The organism is Chryseobacterium sp. Mn2064, assembly GCF_049319685.1.
In the GTDB taxonomy this organism is placed as follows: Bacteria; Bacteroidota; Bacteroidia; order Flavobacteriales; family Weeksellaceae; genus Chryseobacterium.
Genome location: NZ_JBMOUE010000002.1, coordinates 443,059 through 460,106 on the forward strand (window position 1 = coordinate 443,059; position 17,048 = coordinate 460,106).

General features: G+C 35.6%; 16 protein-coding genes. 4 read left to right on the plus strand and 12 right to left on the minus strand.

Features of this window, described 5'->3' with window-relative positions; translation table 11 throughout:
• The first annotated feature begins 5 nt into the window (after nt 1–5).
• Entirely contained in the window at nt 6–896 is an 891-nt protein-coding gene (locus ACL9RH_RS09150; RefSeq protein WP_422693695.1) for a 3-hydroxybutyryl-CoA dehydrogenase, read from the plus strand.
• Between the two features lie 51 nt (nt 897–947).
• Complete coding sequence (locus ACL9RH_RS09155; RefSeq protein ID WP_422693057.1) at nt 948–1,187, plus strand: hypothetical protein; 240 nt, start codon at nt 948–950, stop codon at nt 1,185–1,187.
• Between the two features lie 50 nt (nt 1,188–1,237).
• On the opposite strand, the gene ACL9RH_RS09160 is transcribed toward ACL9RH_RS09155, so the two are convergent.
• The 5 genes from ACL9RH_RS09160 to dnaN form a co-directional block, all read right to left on the minus strand.
• Nucleotides 1,238–1,648, minus strand: coding sequence for an META domain-containing protein (locus ACL9RH_RS09160; protein WP_422693058.1), 411 nt, complete (start codon nt 1,646–1,648; stop codon nt 1,238–1,240).
• 219 nt (nt 1,649–1,867) lie between these two features.
• Nucleotides 1,868–4,270: a phenylalanine--tRNA ligase subunit beta gene (pheT, locus tag ACL9RH_RS09165; protein ID WP_422693059.1), complete on the minus strand. Its 2,403-nt coding sequence runs from the start codon at nt 4,268–4,270 to the stop codon at nt 1,868–1,870.
• 267 nt (nt 4,271–4,537) lie between these two features.
• The gene (locus ACL9RH_RS09170) at nt 4,538–5,155 is read right to left on the minus strand and encodes a DUF417 family protein (protein WP_422693060.1); all 618 of its coding nucleotides are present in this window, start codon (nt 5,153–5,155) and stop codon (nt 4,538–4,540) included.
• Between the two features lie 63 nt (nt 5,156–5,218).
• Nucleotides 5,219–6,049, minus strand: coding sequence for a helix-turn-helix domain-containing protein (locus ACL9RH_RS09175; protein ID WP_422693061.1), 831 nt, complete (start codon nt 6,047–6,049; stop codon nt 5,219–5,221).
• A gap of 181 nt (nt 6,050–6,230) precedes the next feature.
• Entirely contained in the window at nt 6,231–7,361 is a 1,131-nt protein-coding gene (gene dnaN / locus ACL9RH_RS09180; RefSeq protein ID WP_422693062.1) for a DNA polymerase III subunit beta, read from the minus strand.
• Nucleotides 7,362–7,624: 263 nt separating this feature from the next.
• On the opposite strand from dnaN, the gene ACL9RH_RS09185 reads away from it, so the two are divergent.
• The gene (locus tag ACL9RH_RS09185) at nt 7,625–7,981 is read left to right on the plus strand and encodes a diacylglycerol kinase family protein (protein WP_422693063.1); all 357 of its coding nucleotides are present in this window, start codon (nt 7,625–7,627) and stop codon (nt 7,979–7,981) included.
• Between the two features lie 105 nt (nt 7,982–8,086).
• Entirely contained in the window at nt 8,087–8,545 is a 459-nt protein-coding gene (locus ACL9RH_RS09190; protein WP_422693064.1) for a lipocalin family protein, read from the plus strand.
• Between the two features lie 75 nt (nt 8,546–8,620).
• Here ACL9RH_RS09190 and ACL9RH_RS09195 read toward each other — a convergent pair whose 3' ends face one another.
• The 7 genes from ACL9RH_RS09195 to ACL9RH_RS09225 form a co-directional block, all read right to left on the minus strand.
• Nucleotides 8,621–9,079 carry a GyrI-like domain-containing protein gene (locus ACL9RH_RS09195; RefSeq protein WP_422693065.1) on the minus strand — a complete coding sequence of 153 codons (459 nt, stop codon included), beginning with the start codon at nt 9,077–9,079 and terminating at the stop codon, nt 8,621–8,623.
• A gap of 63 nt (nt 9,080–9,142) precedes the next feature.
• Entirely contained in the window at nt 9,143–9,508 is a 366-nt protein-coding gene (locus ACL9RH_RS09200) for a gamma-glutamylcyclotransferase family protein (RefSeq protein ID WP_422693066.1), read from the minus strand.
• Nucleotides 9,508–10,137, minus strand: a complete 630-nt coding sequence (locus ACL9RH_RS09205) for an SGNH/GDSL hydrolase family protein (protein ID WP_422693067.1) — start codon at nt 10,135–10,137, stop codon at nt 9,508–9,510. Before ACL9RH_RS09205 ends, ACL9RH_RS09200 begins: the two co-directional genes overlap by 1 nt.
• A gap of 149 nt (nt 10,138–10,286) precedes the next feature.
• Nucleotides 10,287–10,703, minus strand: a complete 417-nt coding sequence (locus tag ACL9RH_RS09210; RefSeq protein WP_422693068.1) for a ribonuclease inhibitor — start codon at nt 10,701–10,703, stop codon at nt 10,287–10,289.
• Nucleotides 10,681–14,376 (minus strand): phosphoribosylformylglycinamidine synthase, encoded by a 3,696-nt coding sequence (locus ACL9RH_RS09215; protein WP_422693069.1) that lies wholly within the window; start codon nt 14,374–14,376, stop codon nt 10,681–10,683. Before ACL9RH_RS09215 ends, ACL9RH_RS09210 begins: the two co-directional genes overlap by 23 nt.
• A gap of 221 nt (nt 14,377–14,597) precedes the next feature.
• A complete protein-coding gene (locus ACL9RH_RS09220; RefSeq protein ID WP_422693070.1) occupies nt 14,598–16,025 on the minus strand; it encodes a serine hydrolase in 1,428 nt (475 codons plus the stop codon).
• A 13-nt stretch (nt 16,026–16,038) separates the two neighbouring features.
• On the minus strand, nt 16,039–17,007 hold the full coding sequence (locus ACL9RH_RS09225; protein WP_422693071.1) for a WG repeat-containing protein: 969 nt from the start codon (nt 17,005–17,007) through the stop codon (nt 16,039–16,041).
• Between the last annotated feature and the right edge of the window lie 41 nt (nt 17,008–17,048).

A 17,048-nucleotide genomic window follows, 5' to 3' on the forward strand; every position in this document is an offset into this window, starting at 1 on the left:
AAATGATCAAAAACATTGTAGTTATCGGAGCGGGAACTATGGGAAACGGTATTGCGCATACTTTTGCCCAAAGCGGTTTTAAAGTAAATCTTGTAGATGTATCTCAGGACGCTTTAGATAAAGGGATAAAAACCATTACTACCAATCTTGACAGAATCATTGCAAAGGGGAACCTTACAGAAGAGCAAAAAGCAGAGACTTTAGGAAATATTACCACTTTTACAGCTCTAAATGACGCGGTAGGAGCGGCTGATCTTATTGTAGAAGCGGCTACTGAAAATCTTGATCTTAAGTTAAAGATTTTCGGACAAATGGACGAACTTGCCCCAGCAAACTGCATCCTTGCAACCAATACATCATCTATTTCTATTACTAAAATTGCTGCTGCTACAAAAAGAGCAGATAAAGTAATCGGAATGCACTTTATGAACCCAGTTCCTATCATGAAACTTGTGGAGATCATCAAAGGATATTCAACTTCTAAAGAAACTTTCGATGCGATCTATGAAATGAGTAAGACTTTAGGTAAAGTTCCTGTAGAGGTAAATGACTACCCAGGTTTTGTAGCAAACAGAATTCTAATGCCAATGATCAATGAATCTATTGAGACTCTTTATAACGGAGTTGCGGGAGTAGAAGAGATTGATACGGTTATGAAATTAGGAATGGCTCACCCAATGGGACCACTTCAACTGGCAGATTTTATTGGTCTTGATGTGTGTCTTGCTATCCTTAATGTAATGTATGACGGTTTCAAGAACCCTAAATATGCTCCAAATCCATTGCTTGTAAACATGGTAACTGCTGGAAAACTGGGAGTTAAATCCGGAGAAGGATTCTACGATTATTCTGAAAGTAAAAAAGCTGAAAAAGTTTCAAAAATGTTTTTGAAATAATCTTAAGTCAATAATTTTATTTATCTTTGAGAAAGTTAAAACATTAAAAAAATGAAATTACCAAAGTTTTTATTAGCAGATAATTCGGAATTTCCAGAAGATCTATTCGTAGTTCATACAGAATATCCAAGATTTATCCTAAACGTTGAAGAAGAAGAAGTTGAGTGGTTAGATGATCTTGAAGGTGATGATGAAGAAACAATGGCAGACGAAGCTACAAGAGTAGTAGAAGCAGCATTCAAATGGTGCGATGAAGAGTTGGCTAAGTACGACGAAGAAGAGGAAGATTAATAACACTCTAAACATAAAAAAGGAACTCAAATTGAGTTCCTTTTGTTTTTTTATTCTGATTTAGTGAATTTCAATAGTAATAAATTGTCCTTATACAGTTCAAGAGTATTTCCAGAGATCACATATTTGTTTGCTTTCCCCATCATATCCATAAAGTTCTGCTCTACCCCGATATTATTACACATCATTTTGGTAGAACCCATCTGACCCGCTGTAAAACCACCTGTAGAAGGATCTATGGTAGCTGTTCCAAAGTAATTGTTGCAACCTGCATTACCCGTGATCTTTTCTCCTTCAATATTCAATGTTGGAATTTTTCCTTTTACATTATCTGCCAACGTCCATTTTGTATTCGCAAGAGCGGGCTGAGCCTTTCCTACTTTAGATGCAGACGGGCTACTCATGCTTCCACAAGAAACCAATACTGCTGCTGTACATATACTTAAAAAAAGATTTTTCATTTTTTACTTTTTGAATTAATCCAAATTTACGGAAATTATATTATTTAAACGGGTTGGGATCAATTTTATTATCCTTTCTTCAGGGTATTATCGTTTTGTATTGCATAGGTAAATGCTTCAATACTGCGCAAGTTTTTCATTGTGAATGATAAAGGAATACATTTATAAAAAAAACGGACCCAAAAGAGTCCGTTTCTATAATGATATAATAGTTTACAATTAAGATCTCAATTCAGCATTGAATTCTTTCTGGAAAGATTTGATAAGGGAATCCATTACTTCGCTGATTTCCTTTTCTTCCAATGTTTTTTCTTCGTTTAACAGCTCGAAGCTCATGGCGTAGGACTTCTTCCCTTCCGGAAGATTCTTCCCTTCATACACATCAAACAGGTTGATATTTTTGATGAATGGAGATTTGTTTTTCTTCGCCGTCTGATACAATTCCTGATAGTTGATATTCTTATCAATCAGTAATGCTAAATCTCTTCTGATTTTGTTGAATTTCGGAATGTCTTTGAATTTCAATTCATTTTTAGAACGCAATTCCTGAGCATATTCCAATTCAACTTCAGCATAGAAACACTCCTGGTCGATATCAAATTCTTTCAATAATGCAGGAGCTACTTTTCCTATTCTTACCAAAGCTTTTCCTTCTGCTTCATATACTAAAGCATCTGAGAATCTTTCGTCAGATAAAGCGACTTCTTTATAGTCTACAGCCAGTTTTTCCAATAACACTTTAACATACGCTTTAAGGTTATAGAAGCTTACCGCAGATTTAGGCTGAAGCCAGTTTTCGGCAACATCTCTTCCTGTTACCAGAACAGCAAGCTGTTTTCTTTCTTCGTATTTATCTTTTTTGTGATAGATCTTTCCGAATTCAAAGAATTTGATGTCCTGATTTTTTCTGTTGATATTGTATACCGCATTCTGAAGAAGACCTTCCAATAAAGATTTTCTCATGAATGCCAAGTCACCGCTTAAAGGGTTTAATAGTTTTACAGCATCGGTTTCATCTTTCACTGAAGTTAGGGAGTTATTCATTACTTCATTGAAACCAAGGCTCTGTAAGGTTCTTGCCCAGCTGTTTTCCAATTCGTCCTGGTCGTTTGCACTAAGCTTAACCGGGGTAAAGGAAATCTTTTGTGGTGCATCGATCTTGTTGTAACCGTAAATTCTTAAAATTTCTTCGATCACATCAATTTCTCTTGTCACGTCAGCTCTGTAAGCAGGAACAGAGATTTCAAAACCATTTGGAATTTCATTTAACACCTGAATTTCCAATGCTTTTAAAATTTCTTTTACTTTTTCTCTGTGAATTTTTGTTCCTAAAATCTGTTCGATTTTTGAGAATCTTAAAATCACATAGTTATCTTCAATTTTCTTAGGATATTCTTCCAATAATTCTCCTACCAGCTTCCCTTCTGCAATTTCCTGAATCATTTTGATGGCATGAGTGATTGCTGTTCTCGTAAGATTAGGATCTACTCCTCTCTCGAATCTGAACGAAGCATCTGTATTCAAAGTATGGGCTTTTGCCCCTTTTCTCACCGCGATCGGATTGAAATAAGCACTTTCCAGGAATATCGTTTTTGTTGTTTCAGATACTCCCGATTTTTCACCTCCAAATACTCCGGCAATACACATTGGAGTGTCTTTACCGTCTTTGATCATGATTTCAGAACCGTTCAATGTTCTTTCCACCCCATCTAAAGTGGTAAATTTTGTTCCGGCTTTCACAGTTCCTACTTTCACTTTTTTGTCTGCAATTTTATCTGCATCAAATGCGTGAAGCGGTTGTCCATACCCATGAAGGATATAGTTTGTAATATCTACTACGTTATTGATCGGGCTTAGTCCGATTGCTTTTAATCTATCTTTTAACCAGCTTGGAGATTCGGCTACTTTTACCTCTTCAATCACAGCGCCAATGTATCTTGGGCATAATTCTGCATCTTCAATTTCCAGTTTGAAATCGTGAGATCCTTCGTTATTTAGTGCTTCAGAAGCTACTTTATTAAACTGAGACTTCAATTGGTTGGTAGAAAGATAAGCGTGTAAATCTCTGGCAACTCCATAGTGAGACATTGCGTCTGTTCTATTTGGTGTTAACCCGATTTCAAAAACCTCGTCATTAGTTAATTCAAAATAGTCTGCAAAGTTTTTACCTACTTCATATTTGGTTTCGTCCAACACCATGATACCCCCATGATCATCACTAAGACCAAGTTCATCTTCTGCACAGATCATTCCCTGAGAAACCTCTCCACGTATTTTTGCTTCTTTAATTTCAAAAAAGTTTCCGGTTTTATCATAGATTTTTGTTCCAACAACAGCAACAGGTACCGTTTGTCCTGCTTCCACATTAGGAGCCCCACAAACAATGTTCAGCACTTTTCCGCTTCCTACCTCTACGGTTGTCTTCTTCAGTTTATCGGCATTCGGATGTTTTTCACAGGTTAATACTTTACCTACTACAATACCTTCCAGACTGCCTTTTACACTTTCGAATTTATCTATCCCTTCAACCTCAAGACCTATGTCTGTAAGGAATTCACCGATTCTTTCAGTTTTTGATTCCGTTTTTACAAAGTCCTTCAGCCAGTTGTTTGATATTTTCATTTGTTTATCTATCTACTTTTTTAATTGGTCAGATGAAACCAAGGGTCTCTTCTGCACTATTTTGAAACTTTTCTTCGAATTCCCATCAGATATTTCTGGTGTTTTTTCGCGGTACAAATGTCGTGTTTTTTTGAGAAATAGAGAAATTTAGAAGCAATTTTAAGATAATTAATTTTCATTAATTTACAGCATAGGAATTCGATAAATCACTCCGGCACTGTTCCGGACTTTCCCGGAAAGACCTATGGAATAAAGCATTTCCTGAATTTACTCTGCAATGGGTTTTATGACTTTCTTTAAGCTATCAGAAAACAAAATCAGTCCTCCTGCCATCATCATGATATCTTTCAGCACCAAGCGTCCTGCTCCGGACAAATAAGGAAAACCGAATTCAGAGGTTGGTGAATCTCCTCCCAATGCAGGAACATATACTTCTGGAGTTGTGATCAGGAATGATAATGTGGTTAAAGACATAAAAAATGTCAGTGCTCCACCTAAAACGCCCAGTTTCGGAAACCAAATTCCTAACAGAACCAAAGTTCCTATAATAACGATCACAGTTCCTAGCCCATAAGAAAATGAATATGTTCCGTTACTCTGATGCCAGTTACTATTTTTGGTAATCATCTTACCTTCAGGATTTTTATACAAAGTATATTCTGAAACGATTTTTTGATCTTCATTAAAGACCTTGTTATCTGCGTTTTTATAGAAAAAACTCATCAAAGGGCTATTAGCAACAAAAGGAACGATTCCTTCAGCTTCGTAATGAAAAGCCTTTAATCCACCAATCCAGGCCATTACAATGAAAATTGAAATTCTTAAAAAGTTTAAAAAACTTTTGTCTAATCTTACTAAAAGAGTGTATAAGTTATTGTTCTGCATGTGATTTATTTTTTAACAAATGTATTCCGATGCAGAATGTTACAACATAGATATTTGAGGATATTACATGGACATTTTCGCCACCACTGAGATTCCTACCTTTTCTCTGTACTTTTTGGGAGAACACCCTACAGATTTTTTGAAATACCTGCTAAAGTAGAATTCATCGGAGAATCCCAGCTCTGATGCAATTTCTTTAATAGAACGATAGGTTAAATGCAGAAGTTTTTTAGCTTCCAAAATAATTCTTTCATTGATGAGCTGCGTTGGTGTTTTTGCAAATTCCTTTTTTACAGCTTTGCTGAGAGTATTATTGGTAATATTCAGTTTATCGCTGTAGAATGATAGCTCTTTTTCACTTTTAAAATGAGTTTCCAACAGCTTTTGAAATTCCGCTGCGTTTTTATTAGGTAGCTTTTCGTTAGCAATCAAACTGTTTTCGATACTGCTTTTCTGTTTACTTCCGATAGCAAGAATCAGCTGAATGTATGTTTTAATAATAGATTCGGAAAAAGGATGTTTCTCCGTCTCTTCTTTTCTGATATAATTGAATAGCTCCAGAATATATTCGTAATGTTCTTTTGAAAGTTCAATACTCGGATTCAGATAAATATTATTGAAAAGAAGCCCGTTACAAGCTACTTCTTCTTTATGATATTCTATGCAGTAATAATCTCCGTGAAAGAAAAGAATATTAATTTTCTCGTCAGATTCCGGAGCCAGTTTTACCTTCTGATAAGGGGAAAGGAAAAGAATATTATACTTTTTGTAAGAATAATTAATCTGATCTACAGAAAAAACACCGGTACCTTCCCACAAAATAACACTATAGTTTTCAGTAGTAAATTCTGAAGGGAAATCTGAGGTACAATGAGAATGTATTTTTACTTCCATAATAATGCTCTAAATAGAGTATATCTTAGACAAAAATAAATCGAATGTTTTCACGAAATTCAGTATTACCACTGTATTAAATGTAAAACTTCATTGATTCTTTTAAACAAATGTTTTGAAACCATCATAAAAAATAAAAGCCGGAAAAAATCCAGCTCTTATTTATTTTTATCATTGAATGTTACAATCCGATTACCGGCATTGAAAGCATTAAGATGTTTTCGTTTTCTTCAAGACCGTCAAGAGGTTCAATAATTCCCGGTCTGTTAGGTTGAGACATTTTCATGGTAATATCGTCTGATCCTAATATCGTCAGCATTTCAGTTAAGAATTTTGAGCTGAAACCGATATTAATATCTTCTCCGTTGTAATCACATGGAATCTGCATATCTGCCTTGTTTGCATATTCAGTATCTTCTGCATGAAGGTGAAGAATATTTCCTGAAAGCTTAAATCTAACCTGATTGGTAGATTTGTTAGACATAATTGATGCTCTTTTGATTGCTCCAAGCAATAAATTCCTGTTAATCGTCAATACGTTAGGATTCTCCTTAGGGATTACCGCAGTATAGTTTGGATATTTTCCATCGATCAGTCTACAGATCCAGATATGTTTATCAAAAGTGAATTTAGCCATATTCTCATTGAAGTCGATTTTCACTTCTTCATTGGAACTTGCCAGGATATTCTTGAAGATATTCAAAGGTTTCTTAGGCATGATAAACTCCATTGGTTCAGCATTCATCAGATCAGCTCTTTTATAAACAACCAATCTGTGAGAGTCTGTAGAAACGAAGTTGGTTTCATTTTCTCCAAACTGGAAAAGTACTCCCGTCATTACCGGACGAAGAGAATCGTTACTTGTAGCGAATAATGTATTGGTTAAAGCTTCAGACAAAACTCCTGCCGGCATGGTTACACTCTGAGAAGCGTCAAATTCCGGCAACTCAGGATAGTCATCTGCATTGTCTAATGCTACTGCGAAATTGTCTTTTTCATCTAAAATCTCAAGCTGGCTTCCAGTACCTTCTGCATTGTCTTTTACCACAAATGTCAGAGGCTGTTCGCCATAAGTCTTGATAAAATCCTGAAAAATTTTAGCAGGAACAGCAAATTTACCTGAGTCATCAGACTTCACCTCCAAAGAAGTTACAAGAGTCGTCTCACCGTCAGATGCTGTAATGGTCACATTATTTCCGTCTAATTCAAAAAGATAGTTTTCTAAAATCGGTCTCGATTGAGAGCTTGATATTACGCCACTTACAGTTTGCAAAGCCTTCTGCAGTTCACCACTTGAAATAATAAATTTCATAGATTTATAAAATAAGTTTCTACAAATATAATAAATACATATAACAAAGAAAAAAATAATAAGGAGGAGTTTTTAACAAACATCATCAATCTGTTCGCAGAGCGGATATTAAGTTCATACTTTCTACAAAATTTCTGTTTTCAGAGAAAAATATGAACGACCCAATTCCTCATCTTCCTTTTTTAATCCTGTTACCCAAATATAGGAGATAAAATATTATAATCAAAATACAAAACCTATCTTTGCTTTAAAAGTTGATCATCATGCAAAAACCATCTCTCCATAAAAGTTTTCTGAATGCTTTTCGGGGTATTTTTATGATGATAAAAACAGAAAGGAATTTTCAGATTGAACTTGTGGCGTTCTTTGTTAATCTGTTTTTAATTTTTTATTTACAACTCAACAAGATAGATGCAGCTCTTGTTTTAATGGTTTCATTTGCTGTTTTAAGTGCTGAAATTTTCAATACTGCAGTAGAGAGAATATGCGACATCATCCAACCAAATTTTGACAAAAGAATAGGCTTTATTAAAGATATTTCCGCCGGTGCTGTTATACTGATGACTATTTCCTCTGTAGTAGTAGGCATTTTGGTGTATCAAAAGTATATTTTCATCTGATTACTAAACCTCTAGCTGGTTTATTTTTTCATAATTTTATTATAAAGCGTAACGAAAATTCACATAATTTAATAATTTTCATTAAGTTCGCCAAAAATTAATTTTATGAAGAAGTTTTTAGTAGGAATTACAGCTTTTGTTGCTCTTTCATCATGTAATACTGGTGATGAAACTCTGCCTATTTATGATAATCCCAGCAATAATGACAGCATGGTTGTAGGAGTATGGAAAATACAGACTCAAGTTCAAATTTCAGGAACTGATAAAACAACTGTCATTAAAGAAACCCCTCCTGATGATTGTAAGAAACAGGGAACTTATGAATTCCGAAATGATGGGAAGTATTATATGACTGATTATAATAATGTTAGCTCGAACTGTGTAAAAACAGAAACAACAGCTTCATATCAGTATGATCCTGTACATATGAAATTAACGATTAATAATAATACAGCTGATGTAATAGAAGTTTCTGCCGGTAAGCTTGTTATCTTGGTTAATGACGGTGAGGATTATAATGGAGATGGCATCAAAGATTATATCAAAACAGTTTTCTATAAGTAACTCTTTACTTTAAAAATAATAAAAAAGCCTGCTGTCTTATTTCGATGGCAGGCTTTTTTATTTGTCAATCTATTTTTATTGTACAGCAATTAAGATGTCAACTTCAGCATCGGAAGGATTTTGGGCTTTTTCTCCATATACTTCAAAATCTGCTGTAAACACTCTATCCAAATCCATATTCCAGATTTTAATCCATTCGTTAATTACTAAACCATCAGCAAGGTTTCCTTTTGCCGTAAATTTCAAGTAATTTCCTCCCTCAAAGGATATACCAGTCATTCCTTTGGGAATGTGATCAAGGCTTTCTACTTTACACCCCAAAATTGTAGTATAAGGTTTTGTATGATCTTTTTCATACTCCGTATAAATAGAATATACAGTATCGTCAACTTTATTGGGGATAGCAGCCGAAATATTTTCTTTCATAAATTTTTCCCATAGTACCGGAATATCCTTTGCTGCCTGATTATTTTCATTCGTAGTTCTTACTGCAATTCCGATAACCTGAAAAGGTTCTACTTTTGTGATGTTCATTGTTTATTTTTTGTGTGACAAAGGTATCAACAGATTGTGACAACTGCTTGTCAGGAGTTTTTATTATTTTAGACCATCATTGTAAAGGGTGAAGCACCACTTCCCTACATAAATAAATCCTTTATGACCAGATTTAAAGGTAGTTTCAATTCTTTTGTAATCGTCTACTTCATATTCGTCTGCCTGAAGAATTTCTGCTTCTGTAACTTCAAAAAGTTTTCCTTCTACTTCATCTTCATTATTTCCTGAAAAGGTAAGTACCGGATGATATTGTTGTCCGCTTTTGCGAAGAACTTCCGGATCGGTTATTTCCAGCATATTCAGTATATATCCGGACAATGTATCTTTTTCACCTTGTAACAGCCTTCCGAAGGTTTCGAGCTGTACCTGCTCTTTTTGCAGGGTTCCGTAAGAAAATAACTTGGGCATTACAGATATTTTTCAATGATTGGTATTGCGATCTCAGCCATCATTCCATAGCCTTTTTCGTTGGGGTGAACTCCATCTGCGGAAAGTAAGATCTCTTTATCTTCTAAAAAAGCGCTATAAAAATCAATATAAGTCAAAGATTCTTCGGCCACAATGTCTTTGAGTATCTGATTGTAGACAATAACCTCATCATTTGTTCTCAACTTTCCTGAACTTACGACTACTCCATCTACTTTTTGGGCAAAAGGAAGAATACTGACAAGATAGATATGGTCGGAAAACGGTCTGGCATATTGAACTGCTGCTGTGATATTCTTTTTAAATTGTTCAGCATTTACAATTTTCACCCCCTCTTTCTCTGCAAGATCATTCGCTCCGTAGCTTATAAAAATAATATTTCCGTCCGGTGAGTTTCTCGCACTTAATTCATTAGGCATTCTTTTTAGTAAATCTTCTGTGCTTTCTCCACCAATTCCAAGATTATAGAGAATCAATTCATCTCCATTTCCTTCATGAAAGCTTTGTAAAGCATATCTTTTCACAATATCTACCCAACCGCCAAAAACGCCGTCATATTCTCCGTAAGTAATGCTGTCACCAAAGAACAGCCCGTAAGTCATTTTTTTCATTCAATAATCAGTTCTTACTCATTTATATCAGTAAAAATATTAAGAAAAAACTGTTTAAGGATCATAAATCCGCGGAATTTATAACATATCTAACGTAAAGCGATATTATAATCCTGCAAGCTAATTGACAGGTTAAAATTGAGTACTCGTCATTCTAATGTCAATGTAATATTGGGATGCGATTGTATAATTTCAATTAAGACTTCAAAAAGCGTCTGACCTTCTCCTTTCATCAATTCATCCAGTTTTTGCTGAATCAGCTCTACATTGAAAGGTTTTCCCTTGCGGATTTTATTTTCATAGAATTCACGCGTGCCATCTACGCCAAGGTCTTCTTTTGACTTCTGAGATTCTTTCCAGATGATTTCAATCTCTTCTTTATTTTCAAATACTCCGAAACCACCGTACAGAATATCATCGAAGCCATCTAAAGTTCCAACTTTCCAATCTACATCTTTCATCAAAACATTAGATACTTCTTCATAGAAACCTCCTAAAGACGAAAAATGACCGCCATGGATGACGATCATTTTTCTTGTATTGTTATTTGAAGTATTCAACTCCATTTTTGAATATATTATGATAATTCGCAGTAGGTATATTCTTCATAAGGCCTTCTGTAAACCTTTCCGGGTGTCCCATTCTTCCGTAGATCTTTCCACATGGGCTGGTAATTCCTTCGATTCCGAATAATGAATTATTGGGGTTGAAAGGCATTCCGTGGGCAATGTTTCCATCGAAGTCGATGTACTGAGTCGCAATCTGCCCGTTTTCATATAACTTCTTAAGTTCTTCTTCTGAAGCCATAAAACGTCCTTCTCCATGAGAAATTGGAATGGTGAAAGTCTGATCTTTCATTCCTTTTAACCAAGGGCTCTCATCATTCACTACTTTTACAGTGACCATCTGAGAAATATGTCTTCTGATGGCATTGTGAGCTAATGTTGGAGAATTTTCATCCAAATCTTTGATTCTTCCGTAAGGTAACAATCCCGATTTCACCAAAGCCTGGAAACCGTTACAGATTCCAATGATCATTCCGTCTCTGTCTAATAGCTCGTGAACTGCGTTTCTCATTTTCTCGTTTTTAAGAACGTTGACAATGAATTTTGCAGAACCATCCGGCTCATCACCTGCAGAGAAACCTCCTGAGAATGCTAAGATCTGAGATGTTTTAATTTCTTCTACCCAAGCATCGATGCTTTCTTCAAGCAATTGGTGATTGATATTGATTAAAGGTAAACTGCTAACAACAGCACCTTCTTTCTGGAATGCGTTCAGTGTATCATATTCACAATTGGTTCCCGGAAATACCGGGGCGAATACTTTAGGCTGTGCAATTCCGTGTTTTTTTATGATGATATTTCTTGGATTGATAGAGTTGTGTTTCTCATCAATTTCCACGGTAATCTTTTCTTTTTCTGCTGTTGGGAAAAGATTTTCGAATGTATTGGTGTAAGCAGATACCAGATCCAGAATATTCGCTTCAAGACCGTTGATCTTTACAATACCAGAATCTTTTACTTCTCCAATCAGCTGAAGAGCTGTAGAGCTTAATTCTTCTTTTGATTCAATGATTAAGCTTCCAATATTTTTTGCCAATAATGCTTTTTCATCAGCGTTGATCTCAGCACCTAATCTGTTTCCGAAGCTCATTTTAGCCAAAGCTACAGCAATACCTCCTTCTTTCACGGTTTTCACGGAAACAATCTTTCCTGATTTGATGTTTTCGAAGATCAGTTCAAAAACGTCTTTTAAAGCATCGTAATTTGGAAGACCGCTTTCCTGAGGAATGTGGTTGAAGAAATAGATCTTGTTTCCTGCATTTTTCAATTCAGGAGAGATAATATTCTGTTTTTCTCCGTTGGCACAAGCAAAAGAGATCAATGTTGGCGGAACATTCAGATCCTGGTACGTTCCACTCATTGAGTCTTTTCCTCCAATCGCAGCCAGACCAAGGTTAATCTGAGCATCGTAAGCTCCTAAAAGTGAAGCTAAAGGTTTACCCCATTTTTCTGGATTTTGTCCTAATTTTTCGAAATATTCCTGGAAGCTTAGTCTGATGTTTTTATAATCACCTCCCATTGCTACAATCTTCGCCACACTTTCTACTACAGCATAAGATGAGCCTAACAGTGAGTTTTGTTTTGAAATTTCAGCATCAAATCCCCAGCTTGCCAGAGAAACGGTTTTAATATCTTTTGCGCCTAAAACCGGTAATGTCTGAACGCTTCCTTCCATCAAAGTCTGCTGATATTTTCCTCCTAAAGGCATTGCTACCGTAGTAGCTCCGATTGAAGAGTCGAACATTTCCAGCAATCCTTTTTGGGAAGCTACGTTTTTATCTTTTAAAGTATTCAGGAAGTTTTCTTCCGTGAATGCTTTGGCTTCTTGTTTTACTTCCTGAAGGTGAGTAATTTTTACTTCCTGAGATTTTGAACATCCGTTCGTATCCAAAAATTCTCTTGAAAGGTCAACAATTTTATCTCCTTTCCAGAACATCTGCATTCTTCCTGAATCTGTTACTTTTGCTACTTCTACGGCAACAATATTTTCAGCTTCACAGAATTTGATGAACTTTTCTTTATCTTTTGGATCTACGACAACGGCCATTCTTTCCTGAGATTCAGAAATAGCCAGTTCTGTTCCGTTTAATCCTTCATATTTTAGAGGTAATACATCCAGGTTAACTTCTAAAGAGTCTGCAATTTCACCGATCGCTACAGAAACGCCTCCTGCCCCAAAATCGTTAGATTTTTTGATCAGCTTTGTTAATTCAGGGTTTCTGAATAGTCGCTGGATCTTACGTTCTTCTACTGCATTTCCTTTCTGAACTTCAGAACTCATTGTGTGAATCGACGTTTCGTCCTGTTCTTTTGAACTTCCGCTTGCTCCTCCAACTCCGTCACGTCCTGTTGCTCCTCCTAAAATGATGATTGAATCTCCATTGGCTGGTTTTTCACGTCTAACCCAATCTACAGGAACAGCTCCGGTAACAAAACCTACTTCCATTCTTTTGGCTTTGTAACCTTCATCATAAATTTCAGAAACCATGGTAGTGGCCAAACCGATTTGGTTCCCGTATGAAGAATATCCGTTAGCAGCTTGTTTTGTAATGGTTTTCTGAGGGAGTTTTCCCGGTAATGTTTTGTCAACAGATTCTAATACGTCTGCAGCTCCTGTTAATCTCATTGCCTGGAATACGAAAGATCTTCCAGATAATGGGTCTCTGATAGCACCACCTAAACATGTGGATGCACCTCCGAAAGGCTCAATTTCTGTTGGGTGATTGTGCGTTTCATTTTTGAATAATAAATACCATGGTTCTTTTTTACCATCATATTCTGCTTCAATCTGAATGGTACAAGCATTGATTTCATCAGAAATCACAAGATTGTCCAGGTTTCCTGTTTTATGGAAATATTTACCACATACTGTTGCCAGATCCATTAAGGAAATTGGCTTCAACTCACGGCCTAAGAATTTTCTCTTCTCGATATAATCATTGAAAATGGTTTCCAATGTATGTTTAAATTGACCTTCAAACTGAATGTCTGACAATTCTGTTTCAAAAGTGGTGTGACGGCAGTGATCACTCCAATACGTGTCTAACACTTTCAGTTCTGTTTCCGTAGGGTTTCTTTCTTCGGATTTAAAATATTCCTGAATAAATTTCAGGTCATCCAATCCTAATGCAAAACCATGGTTATTGTAGAAGCTTTCCAGTTCAGCATCATTGAAGCTGATAAAGTTTTCGTGGATGATTACTTTTGATGGTATTTCATCAGCCGGAATATCTAGGATTGACAGGTCTTTCTCCTGGGATTCCACTTTATTGATTAAAAGATCCTTGATTTTTGTCAAATCGGATTCCGAAACTCCTTCAAATTCGATCAGTTTTCCACTTCTTACTTTTGATTTTTCATTTTCTGTAAGCAAAGCAATACACTGTTGTGCAGAGTCTGCTCTCTGATCATACTGACCTGGTAAAAATTCCATTCCGAAATGGATCGTTTTTGCCGGGTTTTCTGTGTGTAAAATATCAGTAACAGGGTCTACAAAAGTGTTATTCACCACTTTTTCGAATTCTCCGTCATTCAGGTTGAAAATATCGTATACATTATATACTTTCACACTTTGAACGGTCGGAACAACCGCTTTTACTTCATCAAAAATTTTTGGACTTTCAACATCGAAAATACCTCTCTTTTCTACGAAAATTCTTTTGTTATTAGACATTAGATGTCAGATTTTTTAATATTAGATTTATCTTTCTTTTACTTTTTCTATGCCTGAATACCTTTGAAGTATACAAACTATATTATTGTTTTTTCTTCCGTTTTACCGGAAATATTTTCAAGATCCGGAATCCGGTTCTTTTATGGAGTACAAATTTAAAGGAATATGTTTACTTTCTTCCTATTTTATCTCCTTATTTTATCAATTTAGCAGGACTTGATTTACAAAGTTATCACTAAACTATTATTTTCTGTTCCATCAGTATTGGAAGCATTTTTGGGACTTGTCATCCAGCCTTCTTTATTGAATACAAATTTAAAGGAATAGGGTTTCCCTTTTTCAAATTTTGAAACCGGAACCGCTACTTCAAAATAATTTTTCCCCTTTTTAATCATTTGATATTCTTTATTATTAGGATTCCAGTCATTGAAACTTCCTGCTACGGCAATAGTATTGATCAGATCTGCGTTCAGGTTTTCAGGATGAGTATAAGAAAAAATTACCATATCTCCTTTAACTGAATATCCATACACTTGCTTCTTATCAGATCTGGACGTTGTTAGATCCCCTACCAAATCAGCCGCCGCGTTATACAGAATTCCGAATGTTTGAGGTCCGCTTATATTGACAATCATGCATACTCCAATATTCAGTTCCGGATATACTGCAAACCAGGTATTGGTTCCGTAAGATCCACCATGTTTAAATCCTGTTTTTCCTTTTTCACTGACAAAATATTTATTCCAGAAGTATCCATACCAGGCTTCTTTACTGTTGCTAATATTTCGCTGTGATTCCTGCGCTATTGTATTATTTGAATCTAATTCTTCTTTTAAAAATTTCACCATATCTCCCATTGTAGATTTGGTTTTTGCCCCTCCGGATCCCCATAATTCACTTTGCGAAGCGGGCATCAGACGATAATTGATATGATATCCATTCGCCTGAACTTCATTCTTAGAAAGATCAAATTTTGTATGATTCATTCCCAATTTTGAAAAGATATTTTCTTTCAGCAAAGCTTCGTAGTCTTTCCCATATATATTTTCAAGCATCAGGCCTGCTACTTCAAGGCTCAGATTGCTGTATCTGTATTTGGTTCCGGGAAGTGTATCCAACTTTACCGCTGCCAGATCTTTTTTAAAATTCTCTTTTGTATAATTTTCATTCAGTTTATTATACAGAAAGGGCGTTTCATCGGTCATGTTTTTTCTTAATTCATCATCATTAGGAAGATTTCTTGGCAATGCAGTCTGATATGAAATAAGATTTCTCACTTTTATCGGAGTACCGTTGTATTCCAGATTGGGGTAAGATCCTTTCAGGTATTTTCGCACATCATCATCCAGATTTATTTTTCCTTCCAACACTGCTTTTGCCAGCAGCTGACCTGTAAAAAGCTTCGTAACGGAAGCGATCTCAAAATAGGTATTATCATCTGCCTTATTCCCTTTTCCTTTATCGATCTCTCCAAAATGCCTGGTATATACTTTTCCATCTTTCAGAATTCCAACAGAAACGGAGTATGCGCCGGATTTCTGAGCAAGCTTCTGAGCATTGGCATCAATAATAGAATATACAGCCTGGTCATTTTGTGCATAACAGTTCATAAATGCCAAGGCCAATACGAGGAATAAGACATTTTTCATGGTTTTGGTGTTATTAGTTGATTAATTTATTCGGGCTATCAGGATGTTCCTTTTGAAATGCCTCTGCACTCTTTATTTCTTCTTTCAACCAATTTCCAAAAGGCTTTTTCTTGTCATTATAATCTTCAATAGCATAAAATGTTTTACCATCTTCTGAAACCAGAAATTTGAAACGATACAACATATCCAGCTCTTTTTTCCTATAATCATAGGTGTTTACCTGATAATAGGGAAAGTTTTCCATGGGTCTTTCTACGATTTCAAAAAACAATTTCTTCTCATCATCAGAAAACTTATTAAAAAAATTCACATAATAAATATCTGAAAGCTTTTTGCTCTGCTGATTAAAGAACTGAAGAATATTTTTTTCTTTTTCAGTATATTGAAAAGAATTGGGGTAATATTTCCCATCAATCTCCACATCATTCCCAGAATGCTGCGTAAGAGGTTGTACGGTTTGTCCCTTAGTATTCATTACGCCCCATTTTCCTCCAACAATTGATTTATGTTCGTCGTTTGTCTTTTCCCAATCGCAGCCGTCACAGAATACAGCATATCCATAATTAAATGGGGAAACAAAATCATGTTCGGGCTGAATGACTATTTTTCCGTTTCGGTCTGCAAAGCCAACTTTACCGTTTTTAACCAGTCTTCTGGCTCCTTCAGAGAAATAATCTGCTCCATTATCATATAGGAAAGGCTGATACAAAAATTTACCTTTTCTGTCATAGATGTACCCCCACGCATTTTTTTCCCGCTCCTGCCCCACTTTTTCTCCATCAAAGTGAATGGTTTCACCTTCTACTTTTTCGCCATCGTTGAGTACCGAAAATATTCTGAACTGTGCGGGAATAATAATTTTCCCTGTTTGATTTTTCACTCCTACCAAAGAGTCTTTGGATTTGAAGTAATATAAGTTTTCTTTTTTCTGAGAAAAAGAAAGTATTGGCACTAATAAAATGGTAAAAAGTATTTTTTTCATAATAATTGGGTGGGAAATAAAAAATGCAGCCCAAAAGACTG

Excerpts from the sequence above, each read along its gene's own strand:
- ACL9RH_RS09155 (WP_422693057.1), top strand. The coding sequence starts at position 948 with ATGAAATTACCAAAGTTTTTATTAGCAGATAATTCGGAATTTCCAGAA.
- ACL9RH_RS09160 (WP_422693058.1), bottom strand. The coding sequence starts at position 1,648 with ATGAAAAATCTTTTTTTAAGTATATGTACAGCAGCAGTATTGGTTTCT.
- pheT (WP_422693059.1), bottom strand. The coding sequence starts at position 4,270 with ATGAAAATATCAAACAACTGGCTGAAGGACTTTGTAAAAACGGAATCA.
- ACL9RH_RS09170 (WP_422693060.1), bottom strand. The coding sequence starts at position 5,155 with ATGCAGAACAATAACTTATACACTCTTTTAGTAAGATTAGACAAAAGT.
- ACL9RH_RS09175 (WP_422693061.1), bottom strand. The coding sequence starts at position 6,049 with ATGGAAGTAAAAATACATTCTCATTGTACCTCAGATTTCCCTTCAGAA.
- dnaN (WP_422693062.1), bottom strand. The coding sequence starts at position 7,361 with ATGAAATTTATTATTTCAAGTGGTGAACTGCAGAAGGCTTTGCAAACT.
- ACL9RH_RS09185 (WP_422693063.1), top strand. The coding sequence starts at position 7,625 with ATGCAAAAACCATCTCTCCATAAAAGTTTTCTGAATGCTTTTCGGGGT.
- ACL9RH_RS09190 (WP_422693064.1), top strand. The coding sequence starts at position 8,087 with ATGAAGAAGTTTTTAGTAGGAATTACAGCTTTTGTTGCTCTTTCATCA.
- ACL9RH_RS09195 (WP_422693065.1), bottom strand. The coding sequence starts at position 9,079 with ATGAACATCACAAAAGTAGAACCTTTTCAGGTTATCGGAATTGCAGTA.
- ACL9RH_RS09200 (WP_422693066.1), bottom strand. The coding sequence starts at position 9,508 with ATGCCCAAGTTATTTTCTTACGGAACCCTGCAAAAAGAGCAGGTACAG.
- ACL9RH_RS09205 (WP_422693067.1), bottom strand. The coding sequence starts at position 10,137 with ATGAAAAAAATGACTTACGGGCTGTTCTTTGGTGACAGCATTACTTAC.
- ACL9RH_RS09210 (WP_422693068.1), bottom strand. The coding sequence starts at position 10,703 with ATGGAGTTGAATACTTCAAATAACAATACAAGAAAAATGATCGTCATC.
- ACL9RH_RS09215 (WP_422693069.1), bottom strand. The coding sequence starts at position 14,376 with ATGTCTAATAACAAAAGAATTTTCGTAGAAAAGAGAGGTATTTTCGAT.
- ACL9RH_RS09220 (WP_422693070.1), bottom strand. The coding sequence starts at position 16,025 with ATGAAAAATGTCTTATTCCTCGTATTGGCCTTGGCATTTATGAACTGT.
- ACL9RH_RS09225 (WP_422693071.1), bottom strand. The coding sequence starts at position 17,007 with ATGAAAAAAATACTTTTTACCATTTTATTAGTGCCAATACTTTCTTTT.